This is a genomic window from Streptomyces gottesmaniae (genome assembly GCF_031845845.1).
Taxonomy (GTDB): domain Bacteria; phylum Actinomycetota; class Actinomycetes; order Streptomycetales; family Streptomycetaceae; genus Streptomyces; species Streptomyces akebiae.
Genome location: NZ_JAVRFJ010000024.1, coordinates 35,753 through 54,040, shown reverse-complemented (window position 1 = coordinate 54,040; position 18,288 = coordinate 35,753). Strand labels below are relative to the sequence as shown.

The following is an 18,288-nucleotide window of genomic DNA, read 5'->3' as shown; positions in this document are numbered from 1 at the left end:
CGCATCGCGCTGAGCGAACGCGGGCCCCGCCGACGCGCGCGGGCGCCGACCGCCGAAGCGCGGGCCCCGCTCGGCGACGGCCCGGGCCATCACTGTCAAGCGGGCGTGCGAGACTTTGCCTCGTGAGTGCCAACGCCAGCCCCTCGGGCCACCAGCCGACCGCCACGTACAACTCCGCCTTCCTGAAGGCGTGCAGGCGCGAGCCCGTGCCGCACACACCGGTGTGGTTCATGCGGCAGGCCGGGCGTTCCCTCCCCGAGTACCTGAAGGTGCGCGAGGGCATCGGGATGCTGGAGTCGTGCATGCGGCCCGAGCTGGTCACGGAGATCACCCTCCAACCGGTCCGCCGGCACCGGGTGGACGCGGCGATCTACTTCAGCGACATCGTCGTCCCGCTCAAGGCCATCGGCATCGACCTCGACATCAAGCCCGGCGTCGGCCCCGTCGTCGAGAAGCCGATCCGCAGCCGCGCCGACCTCGCCCAGCTGCGCGACCTGACCCCCGAGGACGTCTCCTACGTCACCGAGGCCATCGGGCTGCTCACCGCCGAACTCGGCGAGACCCCCCTCATCGGTTTCGCCGGTGCCCCCTTCACCCTCGCCAGCTACCTCGTCGAGGGCGGCCCGTCCCGCACGTACGAGAACGCCAAGGCGATGATGTACGGCGACCCCGAGCTCTGGGCCGACCTGCTCGACCGCCTCGCCGGGATCACCTCCGCGTTCCTGAAGGTCCAGATCGAGGCGGGCGCCTCCGCCGTGCAGCTCTTCGACTCCTGGGCCGGCGCGCTGGCCCCGGCGGACTACCGCCGCTCGGTGCTGCCCGCCTCCGCGAAGGTCTTCCGGGCCGTCGAGTCCTACGGCGTCCCCCGCATCCACTTCGGCGTCGGCACCGGTGAGCTGCTGGGCCTCATGGGCGAGGCCGGGGCGGACGTCGTCGGCGTCGACTGGCGCGTCCCGCTCGACGAGGCCGCCCGCCGCGTCGGCCCCGGCAAGGCGCTCCAGGGCAACCTCGACCCGACCGTCCTGTTCGCCGGCACGGAGGCCGTCGAGACCAAGACCCGCGAGGTCCTCGACACCGCCGCCGGTCTTGAGGGCCACGTCTTCAACCTGGGCCACGGCGTCATGCCCAGCACCGACCCGGACTCGCTGACGCGCCTCGTGGAGTACGTCCACACCCAGACCGCCCGGTAGCGCTCCCGGGTCACCAGCCGGGCCGCGCCCGTCTGCGGAACAGCACTCGAGGGCCAGGGTTCGGACGCGCCGGCTGCGCACTGCACGGCGAGCGGGTCCTCCGCGCTCCGTAACCGATGTCAGTGACCTCGCCGCGGACTTGGCTCCCGTCGTGATAGACCCCGAGGACGGCCCCCGGGAACCGCTGCCCGAACTGCCGGCCTCGCTTCACGCGGCGGCGAGACTGGCCACCGGACCGGGTTCTCCGGGACGGATCAGGATGGCGACCGGCTGGGTGGACAGCGCCGACGCCGACCGGTGGCGCCACGAAGTACGACAGATACCGCAACCACTCGCAGCACGGTGCGCCGGTGCTCAGTGGCGGTACGCGGCTGTCGCGATCTCGACGAAGGATCGGATCAACGGGTTGTTGTCACCTTCGTTCCACACCGCCACCACTCGGCTCGGCGCCATGTCGATCAGCGGCACCACAGCCAACTCCGCAGGCAGGTCGTGTCCGAGCGGGGCCAGGCCGACCGTGCCGTTCCACAGCACGGCCTGCTGGCATTCCTGGACAGCACGCACCACCGGACCCTCGCGCGGCCTGCCGCCGTTCCAGTACGACTGCCAGACGGGGTCGGTTCCCCGCGGGAACTGAAACCAGCGGCGGTCGCTCAGGTCGACCAGCCGCAACCGGCCACGGCGCGCCAGCGGGTCATCGGTGCGCAGGACCACGCCGACCGGATCGGACCGCAACACACGTACCGTCAGGGCCGTTTCGTCGAACGGCGCTCGCGTCAGGGCGACGTCGACCAGTCCGGCGCGCAGCCCACACGTCGGGTCGGCCAGATCGGTGTCGCGGATACGGATGTCGATGCCGGGGTGGCGTCGGCGGTAGGCGGCGGCCAGCCTGGTCACTCCCGGGTCGGTGCCGTCACCCAGGATGCCGACGGTGATGGTCGCGACGCCGACCGCCGCACTCACGCGTGCACGGACGCGGTCGGCATGGTCGAGTAGGGCTCGCGCCTCGTCGAGCAGCACCGTGCCCACCGGAGTGAGCGTGACGCCGGCCGGCGAGCGGGCGAACAGCAGGGCCCCGACGTCGGCCTCCAACTGCTTGATCGCCCGGCTCAGCGGCGGCTGACTCATGTGCAGTCGCACGGCGGCCCGGCCGAAGTGGAGTTCCTCGGCGACTGCCACGAAATAGCGCAAGGTCCGTAGCTCCACGCTGCAACGATACCCGTGAGGTATCGGCGCTGCGGGATGGGTCTTGGACACCGGCAGGGCCCCGGCGGTGGACTCGTGAGCATGAACGAAGAAGCCAAGACCAGCGAGCCGCAGGCCGACCCCGCCGTATCCGTCGTGGGTCCCGGCGACGGCGAGACCATCATTCTGGGCACCACGCACATGCGCGTCCTGGAGGACGGCAGCCACACAGGGCACCGCCTCGCGATCGCCGAGTCCGTCCTCGCCCCGCACACCCAGGGACCGCCGCAACACCGTCACGCCCGGCACGACGAGGGCTTCTACATCCTCTCCGGCACCGTGCGGTTCACCGTCGGGGACGACGACCACGACGCCACCGCGGGCACGCTCGTGATGGTTCCGCCCGGTACCCCGCACACCTTCGCCAACGTGACCGACCAACCCGCCGTCATGCTCAGCACCTTCACCCCGGACCTGTACGTGCAGTACTTCCGAGACCTCCAGGACGTGCTCGCCGACGGCCGGCCGCTGACGCCACAGGCCAACATCGGCGCGATGAGCCGCTACGCGACCGAGCCCGCCACCGGCCTCACCTGAAGCTCTTCCGGCAATGGACGCATCGACCGCTCCCCGAAAACCTGTCGCCCATGAACGGGAACCATGAACATCGCCTATTGGACCGTCGCGGGACCTCTCGCCCTCTTCTCCTTCTACGCGGGCGCGGTGAAGGTGATCCGCAGCCGCGATCAACTCCGACCGATGATGGCCTGGGTCGACCGCATACCGCTGCCCGCCGTGCGGGCGCTGGGGACGGTCGAAGCACTCGGGGCGACCGGGCTGATCCTTCCGCCGTTGACCGGCATCGCTCCCTCGCTGGCACCGGCCGCGGCCATCGGCTTCCTGCTCCTGCAGCTCGGTGCGGTCGCCGTCCACCTGACCGGCGAAGACCGCCGCATCACCCTCAACGTCGGGCTCATCGCCACCGCGGCCGTGACCATCTGGCTGGCCACCGGGCTGTGATCGAGCACTGTTCTCGACCGGTGGGTGCGCCTGAGGGCCGGCCGCCCCACTCCTTCAGCAGGGGCGGACACCGCGATGACCCGGGCGACTTGGCAGCGTCCCGGGGGGCGGTGAAGAGCACCGGCCCCCTTGCCTGTCACCGCGGCGGTCGCACCAGGCCGGACTGGTAGGCGAAGGCGACGAGCTGCGCACGATCGCGGGCGCCCGTCTTGGCTTTGACCCGCTGGACGTGGGTGCGGACGGTCAGGGGGCTGAGGAACAGCGCGGCGGCGATCTCGTCGTTGGATCTGCCCTCCGCGACCACGGCCAGCACCTCGCGCTCTCGCGGAGTAAGGGTGCTGAATCGCTCGAGGTCGCGGCCGACGGAGTTGGGCACGGGAAGGGCGAGAAAGCGGGTGATCAGTGAGCGGGTGGCTACGGGTGACAGCAAGGCGTCACCGGAAGCGACCGTGCGGATGCCGTCGAGGAAGGCGTCGGCAGTGGTGCTCTTGCCGAGGAAGCCGCTCGCACCCAGGCGCAGGGCCTCGGCGACGTGCTCGTCGGTCTGGAACGTGGTGAGGATGAGGACGCGGGTGTCCTGCAGCTCGGGCCGGTCGCAGATGGCGGCGGTCGCAGCCAGTCCGTCGGTGCCGGGCATGCGGATGTCCATCACAACGACGTCCGGGCGGTGGATGCCGGCGAGCGTGATGGCCTGCCGCCCGTCTCCGGCCTCGGCGACGACCTCCATGTCGTCACAGGAGTCGATCAGCACCTGGAAGGTCGCTCGCAGCAGGGCCTGGTCGTCGGCAATCAGTACGCGGATCGTCATGGAGGTCGCTCTCTGGTCAGACGGTGACGGGGAGTTCGGCCGTGATGGCGAAGCCGCCTTCCGGGCGGTGCCCCGCACGGAAGCGGCCCCCGGCGGACTGAGCGCGCTCTCGCATGCCGATGAGACCGAAGCCTCCGCCGGGTGTGCGCGGGGGCGCGACCGGACCGCTGTCGTTGCTCACAGTGATCGTCAACTGTTCCTGCGTGTAGGCGAGGTGGACCTGTGCCGTGTTCACCGCGGCGTGTTTGGCAACGTTGGTCAGCGCTTCCTGCACGATGCGGAAGGCGGTCAGGTCCACCCCGGCCGACAGGGGCTTCACGGTGCCTTCGACAGCGATCGTGATGTGCAGTGCGGCGGCGGCGAAGGCGGCGACCAGGTCAGGAAGCCGGTCAAGTCCAGGTGCGGGGTTCAGCGATTCCTCGGCGGTCTCCGGCTGGCGCAACAGGCCCACGGTTGCCTCCAGTTCGCGCAGCGCTGCCGTGGTCGTGCCGGTGAGTTCGGTGAGGATGCGGCCGGTCTGCGCGGGATGAGTGGGGAACAGGTGGGCGGCTGTGCCGGCCTGGGCGTTGGCCAGGGCCATGTGGTGGGCCACGACGTCGTGCAGTTCCCGGGCGATACGGACGCGTTCTTCGGTGACGCGGCGTCGTGCTTCCTCATGGCGGGTGCGTTCGGCGTCCTCGGCGCGGGTGCGGACGCTGTCCAGGTACGCGCGGCGCGCTCTCACGGCCGACCCATGCAGGATGGGCAGCAGGATCCAGAAGGCCACACTCACCGCCTCGTTCGCCCAGGGCTCGTCCTCGGCATCCCAGCGCAGGGCGGTGGGCACGAGGAGGACAGCGACCAGGAGACCGTGGAGACGGATGGATCGCTGAGAAGCTCGGAGAGTCAGTTCGTACAGGGCGACGATGACCGGAAGCAGCAGGAGCGGTCCGAAGGTGCTGCCCTGGGCGCCCGCGACGGCGGTGCCCAGGGTGGTGAGGACGACAACGGTGCCGGGGTGTCGGCGGCGCGCCGGCAGGCTCGTACAGGTGACTGCCGCGAGGGCGAAGCCCGGCCACCACAGGGTGTCGTCGCCGGCCCGGCGGTACTGGTTGCTGGTGGCCGCGTAGATCAGTAGGAGGAAGGCCGCCTCGACCAGGCGGGGATGGCGGTCGATGCGACGTCGCAGGCGGGTGACCATGGTTTCTCCGCAGTGCCGTGACCGTGGGCTGGGGAAGTGGACCGAGTGGAGGCCGGTTTGGGCCGCTCCGGGACTGGGGTGGAGCGGCCCGGTCGGCACGTGCGTCAGACCGTCATGGAGGCCCGTGGATCGTCGGCGGGCAGTTCACTCGGCGACGAGGCCTGCTGGGTGAGTGCTTCGCCCTCGACGTCGACGCGGGGCATCAACCGGTCCAGCCGGCGCGGCAGCCACCATGCCCGCTTGCCGAGGAGCGCCAGGACCGCGGGCACGAAGGCCATACGGACGACGAAGGCGTCGAAGAAGACGGCACTGGCCAGTCCGAAGCCGACCATCTTGACCAGGGACTCGCCGCCCGTCATGAACCCGCCGAACACCGCCATCATGATCAGCGCCGCTGCCCCCACAACCTGGGCGCTGTGCCGGAATCCGGTGACGATGGCCTGGCCGGGCCCTTCTCCGTGGATGTGCGCCTCCCGGATCCGGGAGACGAGGAAGACCTGATAGTCCATGGCGAGGCCGAAGACGATACCCACCAGGAAGATGGGCATGGTGCTCATGATCGGGCCGGTTTCGTCGACGCCGAAGAGGCCGGCTCCGTGGCCCTGTTGGAAGACCGTGACGATCGCGCCGAGGGCCGCACCGACGGACAGCAGGAAGCCGAGCGCGGCCTTCAGCGGCACCAGGATCGAACGGAAGACCAGGGCCAGGAGGAGGAAGGCGAGACCGACGACGACCGCGAGGTAGGGAATGAGGGCGTCCTGCATCTTCTGGCCCACGTCGATGTTCAGAGCGGTGGTGCCGGTGACCATGAGGTCGGCGCCGGTGGAGGACTCCACCGCACCGCGCTCGCTGCGGATGGTGTGCACCAGGTCCTGCGTCTGTCGGCTGGTGGGTGCGGTTGAGGGGACAGCGGCGATCACCGCCGTGTCTTCGGCCTCGTTGAACCGTGGCGGGGAGACGGAGACGACTCCCTCGGTGCCGGCGAGCTTTTCGGAGACCGCTGTCACGGCCGCCTGCGGGTCCTTGGCCTCCTGGACGTCGACCACGACGGTCAGCGGGCCGTTGAAGCCCGGGCCGAAGCCCTCGGCGAGCGCGTCGTAGGCGCGGCGCTCGGTGGTCGCGGTCGACTTGGCCTCATCGCCAGGCATGCCCATCCGCAGGTCGAGCGACGGCACCGCGAGCGCCCCGAGGCCGATCACCGACAGGAGCAGGACGGGCAGCGGGCGGCGCACCACGAACTGCGCCCAGCGGACACCCCGGGGGGCCTTCGTGGTGGTGCCGGCCGTCCTGGTCCTGCCGACGAGGCTGAGGATCTTGGTGCCGGAGCGACGTCCGCCCTTGCGGTCACGGCGCGAGAGCACCGCGTTCGGCCAGAAGCCCAGGAGCGCCGGCACCGCGGTCAGGGCGATCAGGACTCCGACCATGACGGCGCCTGCCGAGCCGATACCCATCTTGCTGAGCATCGGGACGCCGATGACGGAGAGACCCAGCAAGGCGATGACGACGGTGAGTCCGGCGAAGACGACCGCGCTTCCGGCCGTGCCCACGGCCAGGGCCGCCGCCTCCTGCGGCTGGTGTCCCTTGGCCCGCTCCTCCCGGTAGCGCGAGACCACGAACAGGGAGTAGTCGATGCCGACGGCGAGGCCGAGCATCATCGCCAGTTCACCGACCGTCGAGGAGAATCCGAAGGCACTGCTCAGAGCCGTGATTCCGGCCAGGCTGATGCCGACGCCGAGGATGGCGGTGAGCAGGGGGAGGCCGGCGGCGGCGAGTGAGCCGAAGGTGATCAGCAGAACCACCGCCGCGACGAGTACGCCGAGTACTTCACCCAGGCCCTGCGCGGCTTCGGTCTCCAGCGCGGAGCCGCCGACCTCGACGGTCAGGCCCGCGTCCCGGGCCCGCTCGACCGCCTTGGTCAGGTCCGTCTTGCTGGCGTCGGTGAGATCGTCGCCGGCGACCTTGTAGGTGACGGTGGCGTACGCGGTCGACCTGTCCTTGCTGACCGCGTTCGTGTCGAAGGGGCCGGCCGCGTCGGCGACCTGCGGCCCGTCGGCCACCGCCTCGACGAGTTCACCGATGGCCGACCGGCCGGCGGCGGAGGTGACCTGCCGGCCGTGTTCCGCGACGAACACGATGCGGGCCTCCGCACCGTCCGCTTCGGCGCCCGGGAACCGCTCATTGATCAGGTCGAATGCCTGCTGGGACTCGATGCCGGGCAGGGAGGACGAGTCCTCCGATGCCTCGGACGCGCTGGAGGCCCCGAGGAATACGGCAGCCAGTACGGCCACCCAGGCCAGCACCACGGTGCGACGCCTTCGGAAGGCCCAGCGGCCCACCCGATGCAAGAAAGTCGCCATGAAAGACATCTCCATATCTGGATATCGGGAACGTCATTCACCCTGCCGGGCAAGCCGTATTCGGGTCGTCCGCCCGATCGACGATCCCCCGTACTCAAAAACAAGTAGGGCTCGGCGGGGTGTCATATCCCGCCGGTAGGCCTCCTGCGATGAACGGCAGGAGGCAGCGCAGAACAGGACGGCGGCACACTTGGCGGAGCACGCCATCGGTTCTGTTGAGCAATCTGCGTGTCGGTTACGGCCCGCTGTCCGCGACAGCGGACCGACGGGCTCGGGCGATCCTCAGGAATTGCCGACGGAGCTGTCGGAATGCAACGGCAGCAGGACGCGGAACGTGGTGCCCTCCCCAGGCTGGGAGCACACCTCGACACGGCCCTGGTGAGCGGTCACCAGGGAGCGGACGATGGACAGACCAAGTCCGGCACCGCCGGTCTGTGTGCGGCCGCGGGCGGTGTCGGCACGGTAGAAGCGGTCGAAGACGTGAGTGACCTGTTCGGCTGTCATCCCTGGCCCCTCGTCGCTGAGTTCGAGGACGGCCTGGTCCCGCAGAGTGCCGACACCGATGCGTACCGGCGTGCCGGGCGGGGTGTGGGCGATGGCGTTGCCGACGAGGTTGGAGGTGACCTGCCCCAGGCGTGACTCGTCGCCCAGAACCGGGGCGCCACCGGGCGGGCCGCCGCCCGGGCCGGTCAGGGTGACGGGACGGTCGGGTGCCATGACCCGCAGGTCGTGCAGCGCGTCGGCGGCCAGGGTGCGCAGGTCCATGGGAGTCAGACGAAGGGTCAGACGCGCGTCGGCGGTGGCGTCTTCGTCGAGCCGGGCGAGCAGCAGCAGTTCCTCGACGAGGCGGACCAGGCGGGCTGCTTCCCGCTCGATACGGCTCATGGCGGCATCGACGTCCGCACGCTGGGGCATGCCGCCCATCCGGTACAGCTCGGTGAAGCCCTTGATCCCGAACAGCGGGGTGCGCAGTTCGTGGCTGGCGTCCGCGAGGAAGGTACGCATGCGCGCGTTGGTGGCCGCGCGGGCGGCGTCGCCGGCTTCGATGCGGTCCAGCATGCCGTTGAGGGCAGCGGACAACCGGCCCAGTTCTGTGCGCATGGTGGCCGGCTGCGGCACCCGGCTGGACAGGTCCCCGCCCGCGATGGCGGCTGCCGTTCTCTCGATGCGCCGCAGCGGCCGCAAGCCGGCCCGCACCGCGAACCAGGCGACGACGCCCAACCCGATGAGCACCACCGCATCGATCACCAGCATCCACACGCCCAGGTGCCGGATCGTCGTATGGACCGGAGCCACAGAACCGGCCACGACGACGCTGCCGCCCTTGCCCGCCTCGACGTCCTGACCCGGGGCCAAAGAAGTCGCGATGACACGCCACTCGTCACCGTCGCCCTTGGCCGCCACCTGGAACGGGCGCTGTTCGCGGGCCGCGACCGCCGCTGCGTCCAGGGCGGGAAGACGTGGGGCGCTGTGCACAGCCGGACGCAGCGTACGCCGCAGTCGGCCCTGGGAATCGAGGTAGGCGACGTAGACGTCACCCGTCAGGTCGCGCTCCACCGCCTCGCGCAGCTCCGGTGCCGTCTCACCGGGCACGTCTTCCAGGTTCGACAGCCGCGCCGCCGTCGCGGCAGCGGCGCGCAGCCGGTCTTCCAGCTGGTGCACCAGTTGCCGCTCCAGCAGGGTGACGAGTACGGCGTTGCCGGCCAGCAGGGCGGTGACGACCAGCAGCAGCGTGATGGCCACGACCCGCCCGCGCAGCGACATCCGGCTGATCGGCCCGCGCGGTGAAGCGGCACTCATGCGCGGGACCTGCGCAGAACGTAGCCGGTCCCGCGCACGGTGTGGATCAGCTTCGGTTCCGCGATGTCGATCTTGCGGCGCAGGTAGCTGATGTAGGACGCGACGATGGAGTCGTCACCGTCGAAGTCGTAGTGCCAGACGTGGTCCAGAAGCTGATGCCTGGACAGCACCTGGCCGGCGTTCTCCATCAGCACGCGCAGCAGACTGAACTCGGTCGGAGACAGTTGCACCGGCCGGCCGCCGCGGGTCACCTGGTGGCTGTCGGGATCGAGCTCCAGGTCGTCCACCACCAGGAGCCCATCGGGACGACGGCCGCTGGTGCGGCGCAGCACGGCCTGGATGCGCAGGATGAGTTCCTCGAGGTTGAAGGGCTTGGTGACGTAGTCGTCCCCGCCCGCCCGCAGACCGCTGATGCGGTCCTCCGCCGCGTCCCGGGCGGTCAGGAAGAGGATCGGCGGCTGCCCGATTCCCGGGCCGGAGGGGTCCTCACGCAGACGACGTGCCACCTCGAAGCCGTCGAGGTCGGGCAGCATCACATCCAGGACGATCAGGTCGGGTCGGTCGTCGCGGACCGCTTCCAGGGCCTGGCCTCCCGTCCGGGCCGGAGTCACCTCGAAGCCGGCCAGCCGCAAGCTGGCGGACAGCAACTCACACAGCGTGGGCTCGTCCTCGACCAGCAGCAGTCGTTGTGTCGTCGCCATGGCCCCTGTCCCCGCCCGATGATCTTCTGTCTTCACTGTCCCGCCCCGCTACGCGTCACGCCTGCGGAAGACAATGAATGCCGCCGCCATCAGAACGGCCACGGACCCCACCATGACACCCACCCCTGCCCAGGGACTCAGCAAGTCGGGGTCCTGATGGCTGGTGATGATCTGCCCGCCAGCGATCGGCGGCCAGTACTTCGACACCCAGTCGCCCAGTCCTCCGGGCAGGGCCGGGGCGAACGCCTGAACAATCAGCATCACCCCGAACAGTGTGGTCACCGTTGCCGTCGTGGAGCGGATCACCGTGCCCAGAGCCAGTCCGAAGAGCCCGGCCAGTGCCAGGTACGAGCCACCCCCGAAGATGCCGCGCAGTGCCACGCCGTCGGAGAGCGCCAGGTGCGGAGCGCCCGCCCCGGACAGCGACGCCTGCCCGACCACGAACCCGGCCAGCGACACCGCGATCCCGACCGGGAGCGCCACGCCCGCCAGCACCACAGCCTTGGATGCCAGCACCCGCGCCCGGTGCGGAACCCCGAGCAAGGTGGGGACGATCGTTCGCGCGCCGTACTCGGACGTGATGACCAGACCGCCCAGCAGACCGAGCGCGATCTGCGCGAGCAGGTAACCGCGCAGGCTGGTGGCCAGCGGGTCGAACGATGCCTGGTCCGCAGCGCTCAGGTCCGCGAACTCATGGCCCGCGGACGAGCTGTTCAGCGCGGCGAGTCCGAGGCAGAACGCCAGGGTGCCCAGGACCACGTATAACGTCGACCGCATCGTACGAATCTTGATCCACTCGGCGTGCAGGCAGTGCCGGAACGTCGCCTTCCCACCCCGCGCACGCCGCGGTTGTGGCTGAAGTCGGAGCACGAGCGGGCGCCGGCGGGCTTTCGTCGCCCCGGCGAGGACGTGCGCAAGGGGGCGTGTCATCGACTCGTCTCCTTCTCCGACCGGTATTCCACCGCGTCCCGGGTCAGGTCCATGAACGCCTTTTCCAGCGACACCTGGCGCGGAGCGAGCTCGTGCAGCTCCACTCCGCCGGCCGACGCCAGCGCGCCGATCTCGGCGGCCTCCAGGCCGGTCACCACCAGAGCGTCGCCGCTCTCGGTCCGCACCTGAACGGCCGCACCGAGCATGCCGCGCAGTTCCTCGGCCTGGGGGCTGCGGACGAAGACCTCGCGCTCGGAGTGAGCCTCGATGAAGTCCTTCATCGTGGTGTCGGCGATCAGCCGTCCCCTGCCGATGACGATGAGGTGGTCAGCGGTCAGTTCCATCTCGCTCATCAGATGGCTGGACATCAGAACCGCGCGTCCTTCGGCCGCCATCCTCCGCATCAGCGAGCGGATCCACATGATGCCCTCCGGGTCCAGCCCATTGAGCGGCTCGTCGAAGACCAGCGCCGGTGGATCACCCAGCAGGGCCGCCGCGATCCCCAGCCGCTGACGCATGCCGAGGGAGAACGTCCCCGCACGCCGGCGGCTCACGTTCTCCAAGCCGACTTCCGCCAGCACCGCCTCGACCCGGCTGCTCGGGATCCCATTGCCGGCCGCCAGCGCCAGCAGGTGGTGATAGGCGGTGCGGCTGGGCAGCACCGCGCCCGGATCCAGGAGCGCCCCGACCTCCTTCAGCGGCGTGGGCTGCGCGACGTACGGCCGCCCACCCACAGTCGCAGTCCCGGAACTGGCGGCGTCCAGGCCCACGATCATCCGCAGGGTGGTCGACTTGCCGGCACCATTGGGCCCCAGGAACCCCGTCACTTCCCCGGGCCGGACAGCGAACGTCAGATCGTCCACGGCCAGGACCTCGCCATAGCGTTTTGACAGGCCACGTACTTCGATCATCAAGACTCCAGACCGGCGGTGGTGCACGCGACCTCGCGTGCACCACTCACTGTCCGCCGCCGCCGTGAACCGGATCTGGACGAACATGAACGTCTCATGGGAATGCCAAGCCTGTACCTGGGAAGACTCGGCAGGCCGCACCGGGGAGCCCTTCGACTCACATGAAACTCACATGCCGGCCATGCCGGCCTCCGGTCGGCAGCCAAGGATGGCCACCGCCGCGCGGCGGGAGGTGGTCCCGCAGGAGGAGACCGGCGCCGGCCGGCCTTCGAAACGCAGGTGGCCTTGTCGACCGGTGACACGACGGGAGCACCCCTGGACGCAGTCCAAGCCGATCAAGTCGCCGTCCAAGCCGATCGAGCCGAGGCCTGCAAGGGCTCCGAAATGAGCCGGCAGCCTGCGCGGCGGCGGCCCTCACCGCATGCCTGCCACCGCCAAATGTCGGCGCGGAAAAGAAAAAGTGGTGTTGTGAATCCCGGTTTCGCCGAACGGGAATGCTCTGCCGCATTCCGCGCCGCGCGACCGGGCTGTGTGCCCTTGCGGGCGGGACATGGAAGGGGCCTGCCTTTTCCGAACTGGAGAGGGCGTGCAGCTTTCGATGCGATCGCCCAGCGCATGACCCTCCCCTTACGTTGAGTCGGCGCCGGCCGTTCTCACCATCCCGGCCGTGCCCGCCTCCCGAACAGCAGCCCCCGGGGCTCAGGAGGCGGCGGAGTGCCGGGCCGCAGCGGCCAGGCCAGCAGCATGCCCGCCACGAAGCCGGTGACGTGCGACAAATACGCCACGGTCCCGGCGTCCGATACGCCCTGGTCCGACGACTGCACCGCCTGAAGCCCGAACCAGAACCCCAGCACGATCCAGGCCGGCAGCCGCAGTGGCAGGAAGATCAGGAAGGGCACGAGGACCCAGACCCTGGCCCTCGGGTACAGCACCAGATAGGCGCCCAGGACTCCGGCGATCGCCCCCGACGCGCCGATCAGCGGGTCGGCCGAGTCGGCATTCGCGAGGGCGAAACCGTACGCGGCCGCGTATCCGCACGCCACGTAGAACAGCGCGAACCGCACATGCCCCAGCCGGTCCTCGATGTTGTTGCCGAAGATCAGCAGGAACAGCATGTTGCCCAGCAGATGCAGCCAGCCGCCGTGCAGGAACAGCGCGGTGAGGACGGACAGCGCGGGTGACTTGTCGTAGCCCGGCGGGCCCAGCGCGCAGCCGCCCGACGGGGCGAGTTCGCCGGTGGGCACCAGCCGGGGCAGCTGATGGCGGATCAACTCCTGGGGTATCGCCGCGTACTGCTCCAGGAACGCCTGTGTGTGGCACAGCCGGGCAGGCTCGCTGTCACCCGGCAGGGAGCCGGCGAGACCCGGCATGAAGACGAAGACGAAGACGTTCGCGGCGATCAGTGCGTATGTCACGTAGGGCGTGCGGCCCACGGGGTTCACGTCATGGACGGGGATGACCACACCGGACTTGTGCCCGGGATACGGGGCCGGAATCAGGCGCCCCGGGGTTCGGTGAACGTGCGGGGTGAGTGGTGCGTATGAGTTCTCAACCGCGGATCTACGTACTACGTGAGGAACAGGCGATGAACGACCGAGTTGCCCCGGCGATGCACGCCACCCCTGATGGTGAGGCCGAGATCTCGCTGGTGGTGCGGCTGCCCTGGGAAGACGTGGCCGCGCTCGGCCAGGAGGCCGGGCGGTTGGCCGCGCGGATGCAGCGGCCGGTGACCCTGGACGAGGCCGTGAGCCATCGGTTGCGGTCGGCTCGGCCGGCGGCGGCCCATGCGAAGCCGACAGCGGCGCCGACGACCGCGCCGTCCGCGGTGACGTCCGCCGCGTCGGTGTCCTCGCTGCCGTCGCGGCCGCCGACGGAGCAGGCTCGGCAGGCCATCGACCGGATCACCGGTACGTCAGCTGTGTGACGGGGGCGCCGTGGCGGTGCTGTGCGGTGCCGGGTGCGGGGGCGTCGTGGCTGGTCGCGCAGTTCCCCGCGCCCCTGGAGGCCACGCCCCCCGGGTTCACCGGCGCCCGATTCATGAGGTGCCCGACCTCACCGCCGCCGTCGCCTTTCTCGCCGCCACCAGGACCGGGTCCCAGACGGGGGAGAAGGGCGGGGCGTAGCCGAGGTCGAGCGCGGTCATCTGTTCCACCGTCATGCCCGCGGTGAGGGCCACCGCCGCGATGTCGACGCGCTTGCCCGCGCCCTCCCGGCCGACGATCTGGACACCGAGGAGGCGGCCGGTGCGGCGTTCGGCGAGCATCTTCACGGTCATGGGAGCGGCGGCGGGGTAGTAACCCGCGCGGCTCGTGGACTCGATGGTGACGGTGACGTACTGGAGGCCGGCCCGGTCGGCGTCCTTCTCACGGAGGCCGGTGCGGGCGATCTCCAGGTCGCAGACCTTGCTGACGGCGGTGCCGACGACACCGGGGAAGGTGGCGTAGTCGCCACCGATGTTGGCGCCGATGATCTGGCCGTGCTTGTTGGCGTGGGTGCCGAGCGGGATGTGCCGCTCACGGCCCGAGACCAGGTCGAGGACCTCGACGCAGTCGCCGCCGGCCCAGATGTTCGCATGGCCCCGCACGCGCAGGGCGAGATCGGTGAGCAGGCCGCCGTGGTCGCCCACGGGCAGGCCGGCCGCGCGCGCCAGCTCCGTCTCCGGGCGGACGCCGATGCCCAGCACCACCACGTCCGCCGGGTACTCGGCGTCCTCGGTGGCGACCGCGCGGACGCGGCCGTCGTCGTCGGTGCGCAGGGCGGTGACCTCGGCGTCGTCCACCATGGTGATGCCCATGCCCTCCATGGCCTTGTGCACCAGTCGGCCCATGTCCGGGTCCAGGGTGGACATCGGCTCCTTGCCGCGGTTGACGACCGTGACCTCGTACCCCCGGTTGATGAGCGCCTCGGCCATCTCCACGCCGATGTATCCCGCGCCGACGACCACCGCGCGACGGCCCTCGGTGGCGGTCAGCGTGTCCAGCAGGGCCTGGCCGTCGTCCAGGGTCTGCACACCGTGCACCCCGTCCGCGTCGACGCCGGGCAGGTCGGGGCGGATGGGCCGGGCGCCGGTCGCGATGACGAGCTTGTCGTACGCGGTCCAGGACTCGGTGCCCGCGTCGAGGTCCCGCGCACGGACGCGGGCGCCCTCGACGTCGATCTCGACGACCTCCGTACGCATGCGGACGTCGATGTCCCGGGCCCGGTGCTCCTCGGGCGAGCGGGCGATGAGCCGGTCCCGCTCGGGGACGTCGCCGCCCACCCAGTAGGGGATGCCGCATGCCGAGAAGGAGGTGAAGTGGCCCCGCTCGAACGCCACGATCTCCAGGGCGTCGGGGCCCTTCAGCCGACGCGCCTGCGACGCGGCGGACATACCCGCCGCGTCGCCTCCGACGACCACCAGGCGTTCCCTCGAACGTTCTTCAGCGCGGCTCGTGTTCATGGGGACACGCTACGGGTCCCCGCCTCCCGACCCCGCGCCACTCCCGAGCCCGCGTCACTCCCGCTCCTCCTTCCCCTCCTTCTCCTCCTTCTTCTTCTCCGTGTCCGGCGTGGCGGCCGGCAGCGGAGCGGCCGCTCCCGCTCCCGCCGTCGCCGTCGCGGGCCGGCGGGAGCGGTTGAGGCGGTACCACACGAGCAGCAGCACAGCCGTCGCCACCGCGAAGGGGAGGACCGCGGCGAGTGCCAGGCCCAGCCAGCGGAAGACGGCGACGAACGCGCCCCAGCCGCCCGCCAGCGCGTCCATGAAGCCGGGGTCGTCGTTCTCGGGGGCCTTCTTCACCGCGGTCTCGGACAGGGTCAGCGTGATGGTGGCCAGGCTGGTGCGGTCCTTCAGGGACTTCTGCTGGGCCAGCAGCGACTCCAGGTCGGCCTGACGGGTGCTCAACTCGCCCTCCAGGGTGACCACGTCACCGAGCTTGGTCGCCCGGTCCATCAGCTCGCGGATCCGGGCCACACTCGCCTTCTGCGTCTTGATGCGGCTCTCCACGTCGACGACCTGGTCCGTGACGTCCTCGGCCTTCGTCTTCCGCTCGATCAGCTTGCCGGTGCCCTCCAGTTCGGTCAGGACCTCGTCGTACTTCTCGGCGGGCACGCGCAGGACGACCCGGGTGCGCTCGCGGTCCTCGCCGTCCCGGGTGGTGGACTCGCTGCCGACGAAGCCGCCCACGCCCTCGACGGCGGTGCGGGCGTCGTCCAGGGCCTTCGGCACGTCCTTGACCCGCACGGTCAGGGTGGCGGTGCGGATGATGTGGCTCGGGCTGACGCTCGGCGGCGCGTCGGAGGCCTTGCCCTTGCCGGTGTAGTCGCTGTTGCCGCTCTGGTCGGCGAGGGCGCCCTCCTGCTGGGCCATGCCGTCGTCGGCCCGGCCCACGCCCGCGCCGCTCTTGGCCGAGTCGGTTGCCGCGTCGCCGGCGCCGCAGCCCGTGACGGCCAGGGCGGCGGCGAGGAACAGGGCGGCCAGGGCCCCTGCCCGCCGCCGGGAACGTCGTACACGTGTTTCGGCCATTGCGGTGTCCCCCCGAGGGTCGAGAACTGCCTGTCTGCCTTGCTGACGGTCCTTTGACGCCGGAGCGGGTCGGAACGTTGGGCGGGGGCGGTCGCGAAGCGGTCACGGTCGGGACTCGGCGGGGCCACGACGGCTCCACCACGGCGGGCGGGACCGGCGCCATGACTGTCAGTGACGTCTGAGAGGCTGGAACCATGAGCGGATCACCTACGGACGTCGGGCGCGACGCCGGGCATGTCGTCGTCATCGGGGCCGGTATCGCGGGACTCGCCGCCGCGCACGGGCTGCTGGACCGGGGTGCGAGAGTGACCGTCCTGGAGGCCTCGGAGCGGGTCGGCGGCAAGCTGCTGCCGGGCGAGATCGCGGGTGCCCGCGTCGACCTTGGCGCCGAGTCGATCCTGGCCCGTCGGCCCGAGGCGGTCGCCCTCGCCCGGCAGGTCGGCCTCGCCGACCGGCTCCAGCCGCCCGCCACCGCCACCGCCTCCCTCTGGACCCGGGGCGCCCTGCGCCCCATGCCCAAGGGCCACGTCATGGGGGTCCCCGGCACCGCGTCCGCCCTCGCCGGGGTGCTGTCCGACGAAGGGCTGGCCCGCATCGAGCGCGACGCCGACCTGCCGCGCACCGAGATCGGCGACGACGTGGCGGTGGGGGAGTACGTGGCCGCCCGCCTCGGCCGCGAGGTCGTCGACCGCCTGGTGGAGCCGCTGCTCGGCGGGGTCTACGCGGGCGACGCGTACCGCATCTCGATGCGCTCGGCCGTCCCGCAGCTCTTCGAGGCCGCGCGGACCCACGCCTCCCTCACCGAGGCCGTCCGGGGCATCCAGGAGCGGGCGGCCGTCGCCGGGCAGACCGGGCCGGTCTTCATGGGAATCGAGGGCGGTGTGGGGCGGCTGCCGCTCGCGGTCGCCGCGTCGGTGCGGGCGCGCGGCGCCGAGATCCTCACCCGCACCCCCGTCACGGAACTGCGCCGTCAGGCGGCGGGCGGCTGGCGCGTCGTCACCGGAGGCGGTGCGGGCGGCGCGGGGAGCGGCGAGGACGGCGACACCCGGGTCCTGCACGCCGACGCCGTCGTCGTGGCCGTCCCCGCCCCGGTCGCCGCCGGCCTGCTGCGGGCCGAGGCGCCCGAGGCCGCCGCCGAGCTGGCGGCCGTCGAGTACGCCTCGATGGCCCTGGTCACCCTCGCCTACCGCCGCGCCGACGTCACCCTCCCCGAGGGCAGCGGCTTCCTGGTGCCGCCGGTCGACGGCCGCACCATCAAGGCGTCCACCTTCGCCTCCCAGAAGTGGGGCTGGATCGCCGACGAGAACCCGGACCTGCTGGTCCTGCGCACCTCGGTCGGCCGGTACGGCGAGACGGCGATCCTGGAGCGCGACGACGCCCACCTGGTGGAGGTGTCGAGAACCGACCTGCGCGAGGCCACCGGTCTGTCCGCCGTCCCCCTGGAGACCCGCGTCACCCGCTGGGACGACGGTCTGCCGCAGTACCCGGTCGGCCACCACGCACGCGTGGCGCGCCTGCGCGAGCACCTCGGCAAGCTGCCGGGCCTCGCGGTCTGCGGCGCGGCGTACGACGGCGTCGGCATCCCGGCGTGCGTCGCGAGCGCCGCCGCCGCGGTCGACCAGATCCACGGTGACCTGCGCGCGGTGCGGCACCTCACGGCCCACCCGGTGCAGAGCCTCCACGGCGGAGCGGGAGAATGAGA

The 18,288-nt window shown here is 71.0% G+C and carries 16 protein-coding genes; 5 read left to right on the top strand and 11 right to left on the bottom strand.

The genetic code is table 11. The annotated features are described in order from the left end of the window. The first annotated feature begins 122 nt into the window (after positions 1–122). The gene (gene hemE / locus RM704_RS25795; protein ID WP_033529422.1) at positions 123–1,190 is read left to right on the top strand and encodes a uroporphyrinogen decarboxylase; all 1,068 of its coding nucleotides are present in this window, start codon (positions 123–125) and stop codon (positions 1,188–1,190) included. A gap of 354 nt (positions 1,191–1,544) precedes the next feature. On the opposite strand, the gene RM704_RS25790 is transcribed toward hemE, so the two are convergent. Further along, on the bottom strand, positions 1,545–2,396 hold the full coding sequence (locus RM704_RS25790) for a LysR family transcriptional regulator (RefSeq protein WP_311591279.1): 852 nt from the start codon (positions 2,394–2,396) through the stop codon (positions 1,545–1,547). Positions 2,397–2,477: 81 nt separating this feature from the next. Between RM704_RS25790 and RM704_RS25785 the strand changes: the two genes are divergently transcribed. After that, the gene (locus RM704_RS25785) at positions 2,478–2,972 is read left to right on the top strand and encodes a cupin domain-containing protein (protein WP_192829744.1); all 495 of its coding nucleotides are present in this window, start codon (positions 2,478–2,480) and stop codon (positions 2,970–2,972) included. 63 nt (positions 2,973–3,035) lie between these two features. Continuing rightward, entirely contained in the window at positions 3,036–3,395 is a 360-nt protein-coding gene (locus RM704_RS25780) for a DoxX family protein (protein ID WP_033529419.1), read from the top strand. A gap of 136 nt (positions 3,396–3,531) precedes the next feature. Here the strand turns inward: RM704_RS25780 and RM704_RS25775 are convergent, their stop codons facing one another. The 8 genes from RM704_RS25775 to RM704_RS25740 form a co-directional block, all read right to left on the bottom strand. Next, positions 3,532–4,203 carry a response regulator transcription factor gene (locus tag RM704_RS25775; protein ID WP_033529418.1) on the bottom strand — a complete coding sequence of 224 codons (672 nt, stop codon included), beginning with the start codon at positions 4,201–4,203 and terminating at the stop codon, positions 3,532–3,534. A gap of 16 nt (positions 4,204–4,219) precedes the next feature. Next, entirely contained in the window at positions 4,220–5,383 is a 1,164-nt protein-coding gene (locus RM704_RS25770; RefSeq protein WP_033529417.1) for a sensor histidine kinase, read from the bottom strand. 104 nt (positions 5,384–5,487) lie between these two features. Further along, positions 5,488–7,740: an MMPL family transporter gene (locus RM704_RS25765; RefSeq protein ID WP_033529416.1), complete on the bottom strand. Its 2,253-nt coding sequence runs from the start codon at positions 7,738–7,740 to the stop codon at positions 5,488–5,490. Between the two features lie 282 nt (positions 7,741–8,022). Further along, positions 8,023–9,540, bottom strand: coding sequence for a sensor histidine kinase (locus RM704_RS25760; protein WP_033529415.1), 1,518 nt, complete (start codon positions 9,538–9,540; stop codon positions 8,023–8,025). Continuing rightward, positions 9,537–10,241: a response regulator transcription factor gene (locus RM704_RS25755; RefSeq protein ID WP_033529414.1), complete on the bottom strand. Its 705-nt coding sequence runs from the start codon at positions 10,239–10,241 to the stop codon at positions 9,537–9,539. Before RM704_RS25755 ends, RM704_RS25760 begins: the two co-directional genes overlap by 4 nt. A 48-nt stretch (positions 10,242–10,289) precedes the next feature. Beyond that, complete coding sequence (locus tag RM704_RS25750; protein ID WP_033529413.1) at positions 10,290–11,171, bottom strand: ABC-2 transporter permease family protein; 882 nt, start codon at positions 11,169–11,171, stop codon at positions 10,290–10,292. Continuing rightward, positions 11,168–12,082, bottom strand: coding sequence for an ABC transporter ATP-binding protein (locus RM704_RS25745; RefSeq protein ID WP_033529412.1), 915 nt, complete (start codon positions 12,080–12,082; stop codon positions 11,168–11,170). Before RM704_RS25745 ends, RM704_RS25750 begins: the two co-directional genes overlap by 4 nt. Before the next feature lie 653 nt (positions 12,083–12,735). Next, positions 12,736–13,545, bottom strand: coding sequence for a rhomboid family intramembrane serine protease (locus RM704_RS25740; protein ID WP_033529411.1), 810 nt, complete (start codon positions 13,543–13,545; stop codon positions 12,736–12,738). A 122-nt stretch (positions 13,546–13,667) separates the two neighbouring features. On the opposite strand from RM704_RS25740, the gene RM704_RS25735 reads away from it, so the two are divergent. Then, positions 13,668–14,006: a hypothetical protein gene (locus RM704_RS25735; RefSeq protein ID WP_192829743.1), complete on the top strand. Its 339-nt coding sequence runs from the start codon at positions 13,668–13,670 to the stop codon at positions 14,004–14,006. Positions 14,007–14,117: 111 nt separating this feature from the next. Here the strand turns inward: RM704_RS25735 and RM704_RS25730 are convergent, their stop codons facing one another. Both RM704_RS25730 and RM704_RS25725 read right to left on the bottom strand, forming a co-directional pair. Continuing rightward, the gene (locus RM704_RS25730; RefSeq protein WP_033529410.1) at positions 14,118–15,521 is read right to left on the bottom strand and encodes an FAD-dependent oxidoreductase; all 1,404 of its coding nucleotides are present in this window, start codon (positions 15,519–15,521) and stop codon (positions 14,118–14,120) included. Positions 15,522–15,575: 54 nt separating this feature from the next. Then, entirely contained in the window at positions 15,576–16,586 is a 1,011-nt protein-coding gene (locus RM704_RS25725) for a DUF4349 domain-containing protein (protein ID WP_033529409.1), read from the bottom strand. A gap of 194 nt (positions 16,587–16,780) precedes the next feature. Between RM704_RS25725 and hemG the strand changes: the two genes are divergently transcribed. After that, positions 16,781–18,286: a protoporphyrinogen oxidase gene (gene hemG / locus RM704_RS25720; RefSeq protein WP_033529408.1), complete on the top strand. Its 1,506-nt coding sequence runs from the start codon at positions 16,781–16,783 to the stop codon at positions 18,284–18,286. Positions 18,287–18,288: the final 2 nt, after the last annotated feature.